The organism is Aureitalea marina (genome assembly GCF_002943755.1).
Lineage (GTDB): Bacteria > Bacteroidota > Bacteroidia > Flavobacteriales > Flavobacteriaceae > Aureitalea > Aureitalea marina.
In genome coordinates this window covers 1,781,456-1,798,565 of record NZ_MQUB01000001.1, presented here as the reverse complement: position 1 = coordinate 1,798,565, position 17,110 = coordinate 1,781,456, and the positions used below count along the sequence as shown (strand labels likewise).

16 protein-coding genes and 1 pseudogene are annotated in these 17,110 nt (G+C 45.9%); 5 read left to right on the top strand and 12 right to left on the bottom strand.

Annotated features, from left to right (window positions below):
- Positions 1-9: 9 nt before the first annotated feature.
- Positions 10-942, bottom strand: coding sequence for a TolB-like translocation protein (locus tag BST85_RS08240; RefSeq protein WP_181039993.1), 933 nt, complete (start codon positions 940-942; stop codon positions 10-12).
- A gap of 123 nt (positions 943-1,065) precedes the next feature.
- On the opposite strand from BST85_RS08240, the gene BST85_RS14340 reads away from it, so the two are divergent.
- The 3 genes from BST85_RS14340 (at position 1,066) to BST85_RS08230 (ending at position 3,091) form a co-directional block, all read left to right on the top strand.
- A complete protein-coding gene (locus BST85_RS14340; protein ID WP_181039992.1) occupies positions 1,066-1,221 on the top strand; it encodes a hypothetical protein in 156 nt (51 codons plus the stop codon).
- A 213-nt stretch (positions 1,222-1,434) separates the two neighbouring features.
- Positions 1,435-2,058, top strand: coding sequence for a PASTA domain-containing protein (locus tag BST85_RS08235; protein ID WP_104812806.1), 624 nt, complete (start codon positions 1,435-1,437; stop codon positions 2,056-2,058).
- Positions 2,045-3,091: an RluA family pseudouridine synthase gene (locus BST85_RS08230; RefSeq protein WP_104813958.1), complete on the top strand. Its 1,047-nt coding sequence runs from the start codon at positions 2,045-2,047 to the stop codon at positions 3,089-3,091. Before BST85_RS08235 ends, BST85_RS08230 begins: the two co-directional genes overlap by 14 nt.
- 55 nt (positions 3,092-3,146) lie before the next feature.
- Here BST85_RS08230 and BST85_RS08225 read toward each other — a convergent pair whose 3' ends face one another.
- Complete coding sequence (locus tag BST85_RS08225) at positions 3,147-4,823, bottom strand: SusD/RagB family nutrient-binding outer membrane lipoprotein (RefSeq protein ID WP_104813957.1); 1,677 nt, start codon at positions 4,821-4,823, stop codon at positions 3,147-3,149.
- Between the two features lie 222 nt (positions 4,824-5,045).
- Between BST85_RS08225 and yaaA the strand changes: the two genes are divergently transcribed.
- Positions 5,046-5,804, top strand: coding sequence for a peroxide stress protein YaaA (yaaA, locus tag BST85_RS08220; protein ID WP_104812805.1), 759 nt, complete (start codon positions 5,046-5,048; stop codon positions 5,802-5,804).
- Positions 5,804-6,463: a uracil-DNA glycosylase family protein gene (locus BST85_RS08215; protein WP_104812804.1), complete on the top strand. Its 660-nt coding sequence runs from the start codon at positions 5,804-5,806 to the stop codon at positions 6,461-6,463. The genes yaaA and BST85_RS08215 overlap by 1 nt, the downstream gene beginning before the upstream one ends.
- Here the strand turns inward: BST85_RS08215 and BST85_RS08210 are convergent, their stop codons facing one another.
- From BST85_RS08210 to BST85_RS08165, 10 genes and pseudogenes are all read right to left on the bottom strand, one after another.
- A complete protein-coding gene (locus tag BST85_RS08210; RefSeq protein ID WP_104812803.1) occupies positions 6,464-9,760 on the bottom strand; it encodes a VCBS repeat-containing protein in 3,297 nt (1,098 codons plus the stop codon).
- Between the two features lie 178 nt (positions 9,761-9,938).
- Positions 9,939-10,013 (bottom strand): annotated as a pseudogene (locus tag BST85_RS14495) (30S ribosomal protein THX); the annotation flags it as partial.
- Between the two features lie 58 nt (positions 10,014-10,071).
- Positions 10,072-10,842 (bottom strand): tryptophan synthase subunit alpha, encoded by a 771-nt coding sequence (trpA, locus tag BST85_RS08200; RefSeq protein ID WP_104812801.1) that lies wholly within the window; start codon positions 10,840-10,842, stop codon positions 10,072-10,074.
- Positions 10,839-12,020, bottom strand: coding sequence for a tryptophan synthase subunit beta (trpB, locus tag BST85_RS08195; RefSeq protein WP_104812800.1), 1,182 nt, complete (start codon positions 12,018-12,020; stop codon positions 10,839-10,841). Before trpB ends, trpA begins: the two co-directional genes overlap by 4 nt.
- Entirely contained in the window at positions 12,004-12,615 is a 612-nt protein-coding gene (locus tag BST85_RS08190; protein WP_342750414.1) for a phosphoribosylanthranilate isomerase, read from the bottom strand. Before BST85_RS08190 ends, trpB begins: the two co-directional genes overlap by 17 nt.
- Positions 12,612-13,394 (bottom strand): indole-3-glycerol phosphate synthase TrpC, encoded by a 783-nt coding sequence (gene trpC, locus BST85_RS08185; RefSeq protein ID WP_104812799.1) that lies wholly within the window; start codon positions 13,392-13,394, stop codon positions 12,612-12,614. Before trpC ends, BST85_RS08190 begins: the two co-directional genes overlap by 4 nt.
- Positions 13,394-14,386 carry an anthranilate phosphoribosyltransferase gene (gene trpD / locus BST85_RS08180; protein WP_104812798.1) on the bottom strand — a complete coding sequence of 331 codons (993 nt, stop codon included), beginning with the start codon at positions 14,384-14,386 and terminating at the stop codon, positions 13,394-13,396. The genes trpC and trpD overlap by 1 nt, the downstream gene beginning before the upstream one ends.
- A gap of 7 nt (positions 14,387-14,393) precedes the next feature.
- Positions 14,394-14,960, bottom strand: a complete 567-nt coding sequence (locus BST85_RS08175) for an anthranilate synthase component II (protein WP_104812797.1) — start codon at positions 14,958-14,960, stop codon at positions 14,394-14,396.
- Positions 14,957-16,360, bottom strand: coding sequence for an anthranilate synthase component I family protein (locus BST85_RS08170; protein WP_104813955.1), 1,404 nt, complete (start codon positions 16,358-16,360; stop codon positions 14,957-14,959). Before BST85_RS08170 ends, BST85_RS08175 begins: the two co-directional genes overlap by 4 nt.
- A gap of 171 nt (positions 16,361-16,531) precedes the next feature.
- Positions 16,532-17,101 (bottom strand): YceI family protein, encoded by a 570-nt coding sequence (locus tag BST85_RS08165; RefSeq protein ID WP_104812796.1) that lies wholly within the window; start codon positions 17,099-17,101, stop codon positions 16,532-16,534.
- Between the last annotated feature and the right edge of the window lie 9 nt (positions 17,102-17,110).

Sequence of the window (17,110 nt, the reverse complement as noted above, 5' to 3'; positions counted from 1 at the left end):
TTTCGATGACTATTCGATATTCTCCAAAACACGGCCCAGATCGACCCAGTAGATGTTCCCGGTGTCCTTGTCATTTTCGTCGGTGCTTCCGCGGTGAAAGAATAAATATCTTCCATCCGGGCTAACACTGGCACACATCTCGCATTGGTCTGTATTTATCTCGGGTCCAAGATTAATAGCTTCGCTCCATTGACCGTCTCGGTTGAAACTGATATAGAGGTCACAGTCGCCATAACCGGAATCACTTTCTCCATCGTATATCATATAACTTTCATCTGGAGCGATGTAGGAGTGGGCAATATACTTACCATCAAAATTGATTTCCGGGCCCATACGGATCACCTCGGAGTATTCACCATTGATGTTGTTAGCAGTGTGAATGTCCCAATCTTCTGGTTTTACTCCCTCTTCGCCCGTGGTAAAATAAAGGTTACCGTTTTCTGCAGAGGTCAGGTACATGGTGATGCGCCTGTCAATGAAGGGTTTTTCCAAGGGTCTTGGATCGTCCCATCCGCTGGCTGTTCGTTTACTGTACCATTGATGCAATCCTGCAGATGATGCTGTGTCGTTAAGCGGACGGACACTGCCAAAATATAGGCGGTCGCCATTTGGACTGATATGCGGCTCAAAGTCCCAGCCCTCGTTGGATGTAAAAAACGCTATTTCCGGTTCTGACCACACATTATTTTCAAGTTTAATACCGTAGACCGCATTGTCTTCGTCGGGTTTGCGACGGGTAAAATACAATTCATCCATCTCTGGTGTGAAAGTAATGGTGAATTCAAAATCATCTGTAGAAATAATTCCCTCGGCAAAGATCAGTGGAGTATTATCTGGGGTCTGATGGTCGAGTAGGGATAAGTTGTGTGTTTTGTTTGATTCGCATGAGGTAAAAAGTAGTATTGAAAACAAAATTGAGGGCAGGGCGGCTCTTTGTTTCACGAGGCTGACTAACTTCCGAAATTTATGAATGAAGTTCATTTAAGTTAAAATATCGCAGTTGTTTAATATGGTCCGAATCCGAACCGGTTAAACGAACTTAAGGATTTTTCGTATTTTAAGGCTATGAACCTTCCTATAGAATTCTACGAGATCGTCATAATGATCGTTGTCCTGGGCATCGCGATGTCTGCGGTTAGCTACTGGACCAAGGGCAGTAGAAACTATCGATCCAGCCGGAACAAAAAGGCTAGGAAGCAGCATGATGATTTTGCCATGTGATCAAATCTGATTTCAGCTTAATTGGTTTTCAAAATGAGGGGTACCTCTTCGGAGGCCCTATGGATGGTCAAAATAAACATAGTTTAAATCCGTTATCTTACCTGCAATTTGGTATGGTTTTAGGTATAGCGTGCCTGTCCACCCCAAGTTGATCGAAAAATCAAAGTACCATAAGCAATAGGTTTCCTATTTTTGCGCCCAAGTCCACTAACAATGTCTTTTCTTCGCTTTATCTTCAGTCGAACCTTTCTCAAGCAGCTAGTCTTGGCTGGTTTAGTCACTTTAGTTTTGGTTACCCTTTTTATGTGGTGGCTCCGGATGAGTACCAATCACGGACAGCAAATAGAAGTACCCGATCTGGCACATATGACGGTGGAACAGGTAGAGGAGACCTTGGACGAAGCAGAATTGAGGTATGAGATCATGGACTCTACAAACTACAACCCGGACTTTGAATACAAGACTGTGATAGAGCAGATCCCTAATGCCGGGACCTTTGTAAAGGAGGATCGTAAGATCTACATTTCACTTAATCGCTCTGGTTACCCGATGATCGAAGTTCCCGATGTAGTGCAAAAGACCTTGAGACAAGCAGCTCCAACACTTCTGGCGGCTGGTTTTCAGATCGGGGAAGTGATCGAGAAACCAGACATCAGTGACCAAGTTTTAGATATGCTCTATGAAGGGAAATCCTTGCAACCCGGTTCAGAATTGCGCAAGACCAGTGTGATCGACCTGGTGGTTGGAGACGGTTCTTTAAACCGTCTAAAAAAGAAAGAGATCGAGGACGATGAAGAGGAAGGATCAGAAGAAACTCCCCAGAATGAGCGCCCCTGAGAACAATCCCGACTGGGAACAACGGGATAGCGACGATCTATACGAGCATTATCGCTTTACCGCAGATCAAGGTCAGCAACCGCTGCGAGTGGATAAATACTTGATGAACAAGATCGAGAAAGCCACCCGTAACCGTATTCAGAATGCGGCAAAAGCTGGTAATATCCACGTCAACGGTTCATCTGTAAAATCCAATTACAAGGTCAAGCCGGCAGATGTTGTCACCGTACTTTTTGAGCATCCGCCTTACGAGTTTCTGCTTGTACCGGAGAACATTCCAATAGAGATCGTTCACGAGGACGACCAGGTAGTGGTTGTCAATAAACCCGCTGGTATGGTGGTCCATCCAGGGCATGGAAACTACAGCGGCACCCTGATCAATGCCCTTGCCTATCATTTCGAAAACCTGCCACAGAACAGTAATGATCGCCCGGGTCTGGTCCATAGGATAGATAAGGATACCAGTGGCCTATTGGTTGTGGCCAAGACGGACCTGGCCATGTCAGAACTGTCCAGGCAATTCTTCGAAAAGACGACCAAGCGAGAATACCTGGCCCTGGTCTGGGGTAATGTGGAGGAAGATGAAGGGACCATCAGTGGAAATATTGGCCGTCATCCCAAGAATCGTTTACAGAATACGGTCTTCGAAGGAGAAGAAGAGGAAAGAGGTAAGCCCGCAGTGACCCATTACAAAGTGATCGAGCGACTAGGTTATGTCACCTTAGTGTCCTGTAAACTGGAGACAGGCAGGACCCATCAGATCCGGGTACATATGAAACACATTGGTCATACGCTCTTCAATGACGAACGCTATGGTGGAGATAAGATCCTGAAGGGGACCAGCTTTAGTAAGTATAAGCAGTTTGTTGAGAATTGTTTTAAGGTGCTGTCCAGGCAAGCACTACATGCCAAAACACTTGGTTTTGACCATCCAATGACCGGTGAGTTTCTTTCTTTCGAGGCTGATCTCCCTGAAGACTTCGAATCCTGTCTGGAAAAGTGGAGACATTACGCCAAACACCAGAAGGAATAAAAAAACCATCGACCGGTTCTCCGGTCGATGGTTGACTTTTCAAATGAATCTATAATTAATTCGCCGGCGGGAACGCAGGTCCTGCTGGTTTTGTATCCCAGAAGACTTGAGTAGCGTTGTCCTGACGCTGAGTAATATTCGGGTTAGCAACTACTTCAACAGAAGGGTAAAGGAATGTTCTTGGGAACACACCTGGGTTAGGCTCTAAGTTAGGCTTAACCGTTGTTGGATAACCAGTTCTTCTGTAGAAGTTATAGGCATCACTACCACCGCCGTACATGGTGATGAAGTACTGCTCTGCTAGTACGTTCCAGCTATCGTCTGAGGTATTAGTAATCTGAGACGTGATGCTGTCAATGTAGTCATTGATGTCACCTTGAGAAGGCTCAAATGAGGTATCACGAGATCCATCCAGGGCACCAAAAGAGGTAACCTTGTCCATGGACTTGTTCATACCTGCGTCTACAAAGTCGCGAGCACCACCAACGTTACCGGCAGAAAGAGCTACTTCAGCTCTCCAGAAGTCTACGTAAGAAGCCAGGATGATTGGCTCGATACCTTCTCCGACACCACCTACGTCTTGATTCAGACCGGCGAAACGATCATCGTCAAACAATCCGGCAGCAGGATATACACCTACGGCAGTTCTCAGGAAGTTATCCGGAGGAGTACCGTCGTCATCACCGTGGTCACGACCCCAGTATCCATCCTCTAACCAACAGTAGCTTACGCCACCAGCGATATAGTGAGGAGGAGGAGTTTCCAGGGAACAAGACAGGAACTGTCCGTCACCATCAGGGTCACAAGAGGCACCTGGAGTACAGTCAGCCTGACGGAAATAGTAGTAACGCATCCGTGGATCGTCATCGCTACCGTCCGTTTTATCTGCACCTTGCATGGTTTCCATCAGCCAGTTAGACTGATAGATGTTGGCACCAGAAGTGGTGTAATCAGCGTTATAATCTGGGTGACGTGTATTCGGGTTCAACAGCTGAGTACCGTAGTTGAACTGGAAGTCGTCAGCAGAGTTATTGATGAATCCACCTTCAGAGACCAGACCGGTAAAGCGGCTGAAGTCTCCTGTAGTAAGTGCATGACGCATTTTCAGAGTCTGAACCAGTCTTCTCCACTTGTTGTTATCTCCATCGTAGAAGAAGTCGATCACAGAGTCAGGAGCATCAGATCCGAAATCAGCGAAGTAAGAATCAGCCTCGAACAGCAAAGCCAGAGCTACAGCGTAAACAGACGCATCATCATCTACACTTGGGTTCGGGAACTCAAGTGGGTTCAGTGCCTCAGACCATGGGATATCTCCCAGGAAGTCTACCAGCAACATCAGGTGGTGAGCCTGCAGGGTCTTGGAAACTCCAAGATGGAAACGCAGGTCCTGATCCTCTCCTTCGTTAAGAGCTGCGATCACATTGATGTCAGCACTCATACCTGAGTAGAACCGGTTCCAGGTTCCGTCCAGGGCAGAAGAGTTGTACATGGCGAAATAATCACGTCCACCTACATAGTCGATCCGAGCTAACTCAGAACTACGATCGTTCAATGTACCTAAGCTAGTGACATAGGCACGCTGAATAGAATTCAGCAACAAGTTTGGATCTGCCTGATCATCAGACAGGGCATTGGGGTTGTCCAACAACTCCAGCTCGGTAGTCTCACATGAATAAAAGACTGATCCCAGAGCGAGGATACTTAACAATGCGAAGCGATAAATTCTTTTCATAATCAACATATATTTTCTTGGTTCAATCAGGTTATCAATCAGATGTTTTGCCTTGTTTCTGTTCATATAACAACTAGAGACTGGATATTCCTACTCCATTTTGTTTAACTTTTTAGAGTTCGGGAATTATTGGTATCAATTTACCCCATTGTTCCATTGTGATATCCAATTTCATTTTGACTCCAGCTGTTTGATAATCCTTAATTTTGAGAAAAAGATTTCATGAAAATACTATTGTCTCCCGCCAAGTCAATGGATTTCGACTCTGAGCTGCCTACGGATCGTTCTTCCGAGGTTGATTTTTCCGATCAATCCATACGGTTAAATAAACTGCTGAAAAAGAAATCAGCCAGAAGTTTAGGCAAATTGATGAATATTTCGCCCAATTTGGCCGATTTGAACTTTGAACGAAATCAGGCCTGGAGCTTTCCATTTGAAGAAAATGTGTCGCGTCAAGCGATTTATGCATTCAATGGAGAAGCCTACAGAGGTATGGACAGTCATACATTTACTGATAGTGAACTGAACTATGCCCAGGATTCCCTTCGGATATTGTCCGGTCTATACGGTATGCTCAAGCCCATGGATCGCATCATGCCATATCGGTTGGAAATGGGAACCAAGATCAAGGTAGGAGTGAAGAAGAATCTTTATGAATTCTGGAAGCCTAAATTGACCAAAGCCTTGAACGGGGAATTAAGGGAAGACGAGATCGTGGTCAATGTGGCCAGTAATGAATACAGCAAAGCATTAGACCTCAAGTCCTTAAAAGGTCAGGTGATCACCTGTCATTTTAAAGAGTTGCGGGGGGACGAATACAAGGTAATTATGACATTTGCCAAATTTGCCCGTGGACTAATGGCGCGTTACCTGATTCAGTCGAAAGCCGAAACTCTAGACGATATCAAAAGCTTTAACCTTGACGGCTATGGCTATGCCGAGTCTTTGTCCACAGATACCGAGCTGGTCTTTACTCGCTAATGTTCGTCCACCGACATCCTTATGATCCTTTCATCCCGAAAGGATCTGCCAAGCTGATCGTCGGAACACTTCCTCCACCACGTTTCACTAATGGTGAACTCAAACCTGGCGACGTCAATTTTTGTTACGGAAGTAGGGATGGGCAACTATGGCCTATTCTGGATCGGATCTTTGATCTGGGACTGAACTTTGAGACCACCCAACAAGCTATCGATCAAAGAAAGGACTTCCTTGTCCAAAGGAAGATCGGTATCTGTGATATAGTGCAAGAAGCTTTACGCGAGAAAATAGACGCCACAGATCTGGGTATGCAGTCGGTTCAATTGAGGGATCTGATCGCCATTCTGAATGTCCATCCCAGTGTAAACACCTTATTATTCACCGGAGGTAACAGTAAAAATGGACCAGAATATTTTTTCCGAAGATTACTCAAGCAATATGATCTAAAGCTCAAGGTAGAAAACTCCGAGGTGCCGAGGATACACAGCTTCGTTCATCCACAATCGGGAAAATTGATTAAAACAGTTTCTCTTATTGCGCCTTCCGGATCAGCCAATCGGGCCGTAGGGAGCCTGGTTCAGTATAAAGAACTAAAGGCGAAGGATCCGGCCTTTAACACCATCGATTTTCGGGTGCTGCAATACAGCAACCACTTCTAATCAAGGCTCTAACGAGAACACTTCTAACGGAGCTTTGTTGCTAAGTACCATAAAGTGTGGTCTTCCGGCTAACTCCAACTGTATGACTTCCTTGGCATCAGAATCGATAAACGGATCGTGGGACTTGCTGTAAGTAAATCCTCCTGAACCATCGCCCAGCAGCACGTAGCCGTAGTTGCTATCATATCGAATAGTTTCTACTTCGGCGTCATATATTGCTCCAACACCTAAAATATCGAGATGACCGTCATTGTTGTAATCGCCACTGACCATGGATAGGGTTGGTCCAACCTGAACCTGCACCGGTAAATGATGGATCTTAAATTGACCCTCACCCTGGTTTTCTAAATAAAGGGTCTCAAAGGTGTTGGCCTGCAATCGGTAGGCATCCTTAAGTTTGTCCTCTCCGTAAATATCTTTCATCTCCAGGCTGGCAAATTCCTTATAGGTTTTGATCTTGTCCAATAAAAATGGATTCTGTTCACTACTACATTCCTTACCCCTCACAGGTACCAAACGACCATCGTTGATCTTACTCAGGGCCACGTCGTAACTGCCATTGTCGTCAAAATCCTTGGAATAGATATAGATCGGTTTATCATTTTTGGGTTGGAACTTATTGTTCTTACCCACATTTCCGATCACATAATCGGCATCACCATCACCATCAAAGTCTTCTGAAATTACAGAGAACCACCAGCCCCCGGTATCTTCCAAGCCACTAATGTTAGCGGCCAGGTCGAAGGAGCCATTGATGTTCTCATAAAAGGTCGGTTGCATCCATTCTCCAACTACCAGCAGATCTGTGTCACTATCTCCGTCGTAATCTGTAAAAATGGCTTCGGATGTCATTCCTATGGCTTCTAGTGCCTGGTTTGTGGAGGTAACATCGGTAAATTTTCCGTTGTCATTTTGTAACAGATAAGAACGCGGTGGCAGTGGATACTGGCCGGGGATCACGTTTCCTCCAACGAACAGATCCAGGTCCCCGTCCCCGTCGTAGTCGGCGGATGCAATGGCCTTGGTCGCCGTTAGCATAGCAGGTAAGGCATTGGATTGTTTGCTGAAATTCCCCTCACCGTCATTTAGGTAAAGCCTGTCTTGCAACAACGGGTCATCGATTGCCAATTCGTATCCGGTGCTGGCCACATAGAGGTCCTGATCGCCATCTCCATCAGCATCGAAAAAGTGAGCCCTGCTATCTTCATAAACAGACTCCCTGGACCATAAGCTTTTGTTTGTAGCCCGAAATTTTCCGTCTTCCTTTTGAATATAAAGAGCTGCACTCGCTCCAAGGGCATTTCCGACAAAAACATCTGTCAGGCCATCTCCATTCACATCGGCCTTGGCAAGACCGCTGCCTTTGGTAGACTGTTTTTGTGGGATCAGTAATTGCAGGGCATAATCGTTGAAGTCATTTTCATTTTGCACATAGTCCAGACCTAGTTCCTCAGCATTGAGGGTATTCTTTTTGCTGGGAACGGTTCTGAGCGATACGCCCGAATTGGTGGCCTGGCTATAATCGATCTCCATTCTCTGGTCTGCAATAGTATTGGTGACGGATGTACTTTTACCATCTGGCCAAATCACCAAAACTTCGCTGATCTCCGAGGCATCGCCCAACCCAAAATGAAGGGCAGGGGATACCGACGATTCAAATCCTCGGGTCAGGTAAAGTTCCTGGTATTGTTGACTGCCATCCGCCAAGGTGATACGCACCTTACTTCCTATGGCCAAAGGATTAGAAGAACTCCCGCTTAAGGCCACCTGTAAATAATGCTTGTTGGCATGATTCTCATAAACTCCTGCAGGTTCATACAGGTTATTGGTCACCAGGTCGAGGTCACCATCGTTGTCAAAATCGGCATAAGCGGCCCCGTTGGAATAGCCAGGGTCTTCCATCCCCCAGTCTACTATGGTTTTCTCGAAGGAAAGATCTCCTTTGTTCTTGTAGATGTAATTATTGAGCTCTTCTGTTGGGATCATGTTGAGCAGGTCGTCCAACTGCATGGACTCTCCTCGTTCCATGATTCCATATAATTGTTTCCGGACATCCTGGTTGGTGTAGTCTCGGTCTACACCATTGGTAATGAAGATATCCTTATATCCGTCATTGTCGAAGTCCGCCAGAAGTGGGGCCCAACTCCAGTCACTTTTAGTAACTCCACTCATTTGTCCGGTTTCCTGGAATTTTCCGTTCCCATAATTGTAGTGCAGCATATTGGCCATGTAGGCATGGTGATAACCTATTTTGACCATATTCTCGAAGTTGGACGTGCTCATTGACGCCATATTTTCTTTACTGCGCGCATAATTCTCAGAGACCATATCTACCGTCATCAGATCCGGATAGAGGTCGTTGTTCAGATCGGCATAATCCGAACCCATACTATTGGTCGAAATATGATTGATCCGCGTCAGGATCTCGTTCTTAAATGTTCCATCTCCTTGATTGATCATCATGGCATCTGGTTCCAGGAAATCGTTGGCCAGGTAGATGTCGTCCCAGCCATCATCGTTGAAATCCGATACCACGGCACTCAGCCCCCATGCCTTATTGTACAAACCAGCCTCCGCGGTAACCTTGGTAAAACGGTCGCCGTCATTTCTGTACAGATGATCGCTGGTCAACTCCTCTATCTTACTTTGAATTTCACCTGAAATGGTGCCATTATTTTGGAAATCGTAGCGGTGGTTCAGAATATACAGATCCAGGTCTCCGTCCCGGTCGTAGTCAATGGGATATGCCTGAGTAGTGTAACCGGGGTCATCAATTCCCCACCTGGCTGCTTCCTCACTAAAGGTGCCATCCTGCTGATTGACAAAAAGTAAATTACGCCTGCCATCATTATCCTTCAAAGAACCAGCCTTGCTAACGTAAATATCCAGCCAGCCGTCCTGATTCACATCCAGCATGGTCACCCCAGTAGAAAAACCACTAAAATCCTGAACCCTTGCTTGGTTCGTAATGTCTTCAAATTGCAGATCTCCCTTGTTCTTGTAAAGACGATTGGGGCCTAAATTGGACACAAAATAAATATCATCAAGACCATCTTTGTCCACATCACCAACAGCTACACCTGCTCCGGTATAGACATACATATAGTTCATGAAGTTAAAATCTACGGTCTGCTTGATGACATTGGTAAAATTGATCCCGGAATCCGAGGGTTCCACTTTAGAAAAAAGGGTAGTGGAGTTGTCTGTAAATGGCTGTTCTGAGCTCTTTTGGTCACTGGAATCACTACATGCCAGTAAACCTGACAACATCATCAATCCTAAAATATATCTGCTCATAAATAATGCGCTTCTTGTGTTGCCACAATTTAAGATATCAATTGAGAAAATTAAAGAACGGACGCAATAATTCTAAAAAAATACCCTTCCGGTTAGAAGGGTATATACTGGCTTATTTCTTTTTGGTGGCAGACTTTTTCTTTTTGGCTGCAGGTTTTTCAATTTTCAGTTGATCAGGCTTACGCGGACGCAGTTTTCCATAAGTACCCCGGCTTATCTTTCCCTTGCGGGTCTTCATATCTCCTTTTCCCATGATAATTGTCTAATTTGATGATTGGATTAAAGATAGGAAAAAGATAAAAGTTTGATAATCAATTGTCTATTATGCCTTTTATGAAATTTTTGATACCTGGAATCCCGTCTGCGGTGAGCATTCGAATAAAGGCACTTCCTATGATGGCGCCATTGGCTTGTCGTGTTGCCTGCCGAAAAGAATCGGAATCGCCGATACCAAAACCTACTATGGTTGGATTCCGGAGTTTCATGGAGGCAATTCGGTCAAAATAGGCTTGCTTTCCTTCACCAAATCCTTGCTGCACCCCGGTCGTGCTGGCACTACTGACCATATAAATAAAACCATCGCTGGCCTCATCGATCTGCCGTATGCGTTCTTCGGATGTTTGAGGAGTGATAAGGAACACATTGGTCAGCCCGTATTTCTTAAAGAGTTCTTCGTAATGCAGTTGATATTCTGCCAAAGGTAGGTCGGGTAAAATGAGTCCATCTATTCCCAATTCCTGACACCGCCTGCAAAAGTCTTCCACGCCATATTGCAGTACAGGGTTAAAATAACCCATTATGAGTAAGGGTATTTCGACCTCCTCTCGAATTCCCTCCAACTGCTGGAACAATAATTCGGTGTGCATCCCACCTTGAAGAGACTGGGTAGAACTTTCCTGTATGGTTGGTCCGTCTGCCAGGGGGTCACTGAAAGGTAAACCGATCTCGATCATATCTGCTCCGCTGTCCTCCAGTTCCCGGATGACCCTGCGGGTATCGTTCAATTCCGGATAACCCGCCGTGAAGTAAATGGACAATAGCTTTTTTCCAGACTCGAAGGTCTTTTTAATGCGTTCGCTCATAATTTGAAGTAATCGATATAGGTATTCAGATCCTTGTCTCCGCGACCGCTGAGGTTGATGACGATAACGTCATCAGGTTTAAATTTTCGGTCTTCGAATATGGCCAGGGCGTGGCTGGTCTCAATGGCCGGAATAATACCTTCCAATTGACTCAGCATCAAACCAGCCTGCATAGCCTGCCGGTCCGTGATGGAGATAAATTCACCCCTTCCGGAATCGAACAAATGGGCATGCATAGGACCCACTCCAGGATAGTCCAAACCGGCCGATATGGAGTAGGGCTCAGTGATCTGACCGTCATCAGTTTGCATCAGTAGGGTCTTGCTGCCGTGGATGATTCCTTCCCTGCCCAGGGCAGAGGTGGCAGCACTGTGCCCACTTTTCACACCTTTTCCGGCTGCTTCAACAGCTATGATCCCAACCTCAGGCCGATCCAGGTATTGATAGTAGATACCGGCGGCATTACTGCCCCCACCTACACAGGCTACTACATAGTCCGGATGGTCACGGCCTTCTTTCTCCTGCAGTTGAATTTCTACTTCCTTACTGATCACAGACTGGAATCGTGCCACCATATCCGGGTAGGGATGTGGTCCCACCACGCTACCGATGATATAGTGAGTATCCGTTGGATTGTTGATCCAATCCCGAATGGCTTCGTTGGTGGCATCCTTTAAGGTTTTACTGCCGCTCATGGCGGGAACAACCTTGGCTCCGAGCATCTTCATCCTGGCCACATTGGGCGCCTGTCGCTCTATATCTACAGCACCCATATAGACCACACATTCAATTCCCATCAAGGCACATACTGTGGCCGTGGCAACGCCATGCTGACCAGCTCCTGTTTCAGCTATGATCCGATTTTTCCCCAGTTTTTTAGCCATGAGGATCTGACCAATGGTATTATTCACTTTATGGGCACCGGTATGGCACAGGTCTTCCCGTTTCAGGTATATCTTAGTATTGTACTGCTTGGAGAACCGCTCCGCAAAATAAAGCGGTGTGGGCCGCCCAACATAATCGGAAAGCAGATCATTGAACTCCTTTTGGAAGCTCTCTTCTTGCATGATCTGCAAGTAGTTTTGCCTCAATTCCTCTACATTGGGATAGAGCATTTCGGGAATGTAAGCACCTCCGAAGCGACCGTAGTAACCTCGTGCGTTAGCGTGATAGCTCATCTTTAAATCGTTTTATTCGTTCAATATCTTTTAGCCCGGGTTCTGACTCGAACCGGCTGTTGATGTCAATTCCATACAGCATGGGGAATTCGCTCTCCATATGGTTTATTTCTTGTACGTGTTCTGGGCCTATACCACCACTAAGCATGAAAGGTTTGGGATGATCATAGCCTTTTAGAACTGACCAATCGAAGGTTTTACCTGTTCCTCCTCTTGCCTTGGACTTGGTATCGAATAGGAACATATCGACTACTGGCAGGTAAGGAGTCAATTGGCTAAAATCAAATTCTTGGTTCAGCCCAAAGACTTTCCAAATTTCTGCCTCCCTGCCAAGTAATTCGCAAACTTCAGGGGATTCGTCTCCATGTAATTGCAGGATATCCAGCTGGTGTTTCTTTTGTATTTTCAAAACTGTCTCTGGAGTTTCGTTCACAAAGACACCCACTCGACGAACTTCTTTTGTGGTATTAGGGATCTCAGATTTAAAGTATCGGGGACTTTGATCATAAAAGATGAAACCCAGATAATCCGGCCCTAAACCAGCCAGCTCCTCAGCTTGTTCCTTTACCCCGCATATTTTTAATCGCAACTTCATCCCAATTCTTTGATAAATTCTGCCGCTGCAAGCCCGGGATCTGCCTGTTTCATAAAGGATTCTCCCATCAGGAAGCCTTTGTAGCCATACCCGCGTAGATCGCCAATGGACTCCGGTTGGGAAAGCCCACTTTCGGATATTTTGACCACATCATCGGGGATAAGTGCAGAAAGGTTTCTGCTGTTATCCAGGTTTACCTGAAATGTTTTCAGGTCTCTATTATTCACCCCCACCATTTGAACATGACTAAAGTCCTGCCCTATCAATTCTTGCTGGTTATGAACCTCCAGTAAAACCTCCAACCCCAGCGAGCTGGCCAGGTCAGAAAGCTCGATTACCTCCTGCTTGTCCAATATGGCCGCAATCAGCAAGATGGCGTCGGCACCATGGGCCTTGGCCTCATGAACCTGGTAGGGATCGATCATGAACTCCTTTCGCAAGAGCGGAATTTGACTGTACGATCTAGCTAAAAGCAGATCGGTGATAGATCCTCCAAAAAAACGTGTGTCTGTCAAAACTGAAATGGCTGATATGCCCGCCTGCTGATATCCTTGTATCACATCAGGCAGGTCGCTCTTCTCATTGATCACTGACTTGCTGGGAGATCTTCTTTTGTGTTCTGCAATGATGCCCGATTCGGAATTGCTCAGTGCCTCGGACATGGACTGCACTGTTCTGTTGTAATACTCAAATCTTTGCAATACTTCCAAGGGAATTGCCGCTTTGTGAGCTTCTACCTCCAGCTTTTTATAGGCTACTATTCGATCCAGAATATTCATCAGGCACTAATTTCTTGCAGGGTTCTCAATGATCGGAGTGCTGCACCACTTTGCAGGGATTCTTTCGCCATAGCTATTCCGTCTTCCAAACTACAACCTTGGGCTACAGAAATCGCAGTTCCCGCATTGGCACAAACCACATTGTTCTGGGCATCGGTACCGGAATTATTCAATATGTCCTGAAAGATCTTGGCTGCTTCCTCTACGGTTTCTCCACCATAGATCTCCTCCTGACTGATTGATGCAAATCCGAGATCTTCAGGGCTCAAAACCCGCTCCTGCTCCCTTGCAATTACTTTGACTGCTCCGGTCAGGGAGATCTCGTCATAGCCATCCATGGCGTGCAATACAGCGTAATTCTTATCTCCTTTTTGATAGAGGTAACCGTATAAACGAGCAAGCTCTAAATTGAATACACCTACCAACTGATTTACCGGAAAGGCAGGGTTGACCATAGGCCCAAGCATATTGAAAAAGGTCTTGACTCCCAACGCTCTTCTTATCGGGGCGACCTGTTTCATAGCAGGATGAAACAATGGAGCATGAAGTATACAGATACCCGCCTGGTCTAAAGAATTCAATAAGTAGTCTCGCTCATTACTGAATTTGACTCCCAAGGCTTCCAACACATTGCTACTTCCACTGACCGACGATACACCATAGTTACCGTGTTTGGTTACCAGTACACCAGCACCTGCGGTTACAAAAGAGGAAAGTGTAGAGATATTGAAGGTATTCTTTCCGTCTCCACCTGTGCCGCAAAGATCGATGGTCTTTCTGCCTTCCAGTTCTAGTGGAATACACAATTCTAGCAAGGCGTCGCGGAATCCTTCCAATTCTTGTATTCCAATGCTCCGCATCATAAACACAGTTAGGAAAGCCGCGATTTGACTGGGGTTATAGTCACCCTTGGAAATAGCCAGCAATACAGCCCTGGCCTCTTCTTTATCCAGTTGCTGATGGTTGATCAGTCTGTTTAAAATATCTTTCATCCTAATTTCAGCTCTTTACCCAGTTTTCGATCATCTTTTTACCATCCGGCGTCAGTACGCTTTCCGGATGAAATTGAACACCCGTCAAGGGTAAGGTCCTGTGTCTCATGGCCATGATCTGTCCGTTGCCGTCCAGGGCTGTAATCTCTAATTCATCCGGCAGGTTTTCCGGTCGTACTACCCAGGAGTGATAGCGGCCCACTTCAAATTGGGCCTCCAGGCCAGTAAAAAGAGGTTCGTCAGAGACAGTGGGAGTGACCAAGGTTGCCACTCCGTGGAACACCGTGTCAAGGTTTTCCAACTCACCCCCAAAGACTTCGCCTATGGCCTGATGCCCCAGGCAGACTCCTAACATCGGTTTCTTTCTGGCATAATGTTCTATCACTTTTTTCAGCATTCCAGATTCGTCCGGAATTCCAGGGCCGGGGGAGAGCAGTATCTTGTCAAATTGAACAACTTCGTCCAGCTGGACTTCATCGTTACGTCTGATCACAACTTCTACGTTCAATTCTTCCAGGTAGTGAACCAGGTTGTAAACAAAACTGTCGTAATTATCGATTACCAATATTCTCATGAGGTCATATTTTCGGCCAAGGCCAGAGCCTTGTTCAGTGCGCCTAATTTATTGTACACTTCTTGTAGTTCTTTTCCTTCGTCACTATCGCTGACAATACCCGCTCCGGCTTGATAGTGTAAGGAATGATCTTTACTCAGGAAGGATCGGATAATGATGGCGTGATTGAAATTTCCCTCAAAGTCCATAAAGCCGATGGCTCCTCCATAGAATTCCCGGTTGATATTCTCGTAGGATTCCAATAGTTGCATGGCCCGATGCTTAGGGGCACCACTAAGAGTTCCGGCGGGGAAGGTATCCGCTACCAGTTGCACCGTTTGGATTTTGGGATCTTTGCGGGCAGTTACTTTACTCACCAGGTGGATCACATGTGAGAAATACTGGATCTCCTTGTAGCGATCTACTTGTACCTCACTTCCATTTCTACTGAGGTCATTCCTGGCCAGGTCGACCAGCATTACATGCTCGCTGTTCTCTTTGGGATCCTCCGCCAATTGACGGGCCAGTTCTGCATCTTCCTGATCGCGGCCAGTTCTTTTAAAAGTTCCGGCAATGGGATGAATCTCCGCGATTCCTTCATTGACCACTAACTGAGCTTCTGGAGAACTTCCAAATATCCGGAAGTTTCCATAGTCAAAGTAGAAGAGGTAAGGTGAGGGGTTAATACTTCGCAGGGCCCTGTAGACATTGAACTCATCTCCGGTAAACTCTTGGCTGAACCGCTTGCTGGGAACGATCTGGAACACATCTCCCCGTGCGCAATGCTGTTTGCATTTGACTACCAACTCTTTAAAACCGGTATCGTCAAGATTGGAGGTTGGTTCTCCACATCTCGCAAATGGGTAGGCACTGTAGTTCCTGGACCGGAGGTATTGTTCAATCTCGTCCAGGTTCTCATCCTGATTGTAAGTATGGGCGAAGATGTAGGCCTCATTGTTGAAGTGATTGATCGCGATCACATTCTGATAGACCGCATAACAGATATCTGGAATTCCCAGAGCTCCTTCTTTTTGGGAGATCTCGATATTCTCGAAGTGGCGCACCGCGTCGTAATTCATGTATCCAAACAGACCGTTATGGATGAATTTGAAGGGGCCCGCATCTGCTTCAAACTGAGTGGAAAACTCACTCAATAGATCGACTACAGAATCGGTTGTGGTCAATGTATGCCGGTCTTCTTTGCCATCAGGGTACTGCCGGTAGAGTTGGTCATTGGTCAGAACGAATCGCGCAATGGGATTGCAACAGATATAACTGAAGCTATTGTCGTTGGCGTGGTAATCACTACTTTCAAGCAGCAAGCTGCCCGGAAAGCGATCCCTCATCCGCAGGTAGATGGAAACCGGGGTTAAGGTATCCGCCAGTAATTGCCTGTATGCCGTTTTTAATGGGTACTTCATAAAACTAAAAAAGGCTTGTCGTGAAGACAAGCCTTGGTATTTAATTTGCATAACCAGCGTGCACTCACGACTCTATTCGTAAAGTGGTCCACCACCAGTTATATTGTTTTTGATTTTTCATTTGAAGTTCAAATATAGCAATCAAATACAATCCTGCAAACCTTATACTCGTTAAAATTTCAAGGTGATATCCAGTTCGAAATCATCGTAGATCGCTTTGTCTCCAAGATTGTCGAAAAAGCTGCCAGATCCGTAACGGATTCCAAATTTGGTTCTATCGATAACTACCTTGGCAGTACCAGTGTTTCCGTTCATAACGAGGTCGAATGTCAGGGGTTGAGTCTCTCCTTTGATGGTGATATCTCCCATCAGGGTATGTGTATTGCCGCTTACCTTTCCTTTTTTGATATTTAGGGTAGCTGTTGGATGATTGGCAACACCGAAGAAATCGTCGGAATTCAGGTGGCCTTCCAATTTTTCCTTTCCTTTCCCCGCTTCCAGGTCAGTTACGGTCAGGGAAGTCATGTCTACAACGAACTTTCCACTTTTTACTGCGTCTCCATCCATTTCCAGGTAACCTTCCTTCAGATTGATGGTTCCGGTATGTTGTCCGGTCACTTTTTTACCTACCCAGGCAATTGAGCTTTCTTTTACATCGATCTTCTTGATAGTGCTTGGTGCAAAGGCAAATGCTGCCAGGGCAACAAATAAAAGGCTTAACGTTTTAGCTGTCTTTTTCATCGTTTTTAG

Excerpts from the sequence above, each read along its gene's own strand:
- BST85_RS14340 (WP_181039992.1), top strand. The coding sequence starts at position 1,066 with ATGAACCTTCCTATAGAATTCTACGAGATCGTCATAATGATCGTTGTC.
- BST85_RS08235 (WP_104812806.1), top strand. The coding sequence starts at position 1,435 with ATGTCTTTTCTTCGCTTTATCTTCAGTCGAACCTTTCTCAAGCAGCTA.
- BST85_RS08230 (WP_104813958.1), top strand. The coding sequence starts at position 2,045 with ATGAGCGCCCCTGAGAACAATCCCGACTGGGAACAACGGGATAGCGAC.
- BST85_RS08225 (WP_104813957.1), bottom strand. The coding sequence starts at position 4,823 with ATGAAAAGAATTTATCGCTTCGCATTGTTAAGTATCCTCGCTCTGGGA.
- yaaA (WP_104812805.1), top strand. The coding sequence starts at position 5,046 with ATGAAAATACTATTGTCTCCCGCCAAGTCAATGGATTTCGACTCTGAG.
- BST85_RS08215 (WP_104812804.1), top strand. The coding sequence starts at position 5,804 with ATGTTCGTCCACCGACATCCTTATGATCCTTTCATCCCGAAAGGATCT.
- BST85_RS08210 (WP_104812803.1), bottom strand. The coding sequence starts at position 9,760 with ATGAGCAGATATATTTTAGGATTGATGATGTTGTCAGGTTTACTGGCA.
- trpA (WP_104812801.1), bottom strand. The coding sequence starts at position 10,842 with ATGAGCGAACGCATTAAAAAGACCTTCGAGTCTGGAAAAAAGCTATTG.
- trpB (WP_104812800.1), bottom strand. The coding sequence starts at position 12,020 with ATGAGCTATCACGCTAACGCACGAGGTTACTACGGTCGCTTCGGAGGT.
- BST85_RS08190 (WP_342750414.1), bottom strand. The coding sequence starts at position 12,615 with ATGAAGTTGCGATTAAAAATATGCGGGGTAAAGGAACAAGCTGAGGAG.
- trpC (WP_104812799.1), bottom strand. The coding sequence starts at position 13,394 with ATGAATATTCTGGATCGAATAGTAGCCTATAAAAAGCTGGAGGTAGAA.
- trpD (WP_104812798.1), bottom strand. The coding sequence starts at position 14,386 with ATGAAAGATATTTTAAACAGACTGATCAACCATCAGCAACTGGATAAA.
- BST85_RS08175 (WP_104812797.1), bottom strand. The coding sequence starts at position 14,960 with ATGAGAATATTGGTAATCGATAATTACGACAGTTTTGTTTACAACCTG.
- BST85_RS08170 (WP_104813955.1), bottom strand. The coding sequence starts at position 16,360 with ATGAAGTACCCATTAAAAACGGCATACAGGCAATTACTGGCGGATACC.
- BST85_RS08165 (WP_104812796.1), bottom strand. The coding sequence starts at position 17,101 with ATGAAAAAGACAGCTAAAACGTTAAGCCTTTTATTTGTTGCCCTGGCA.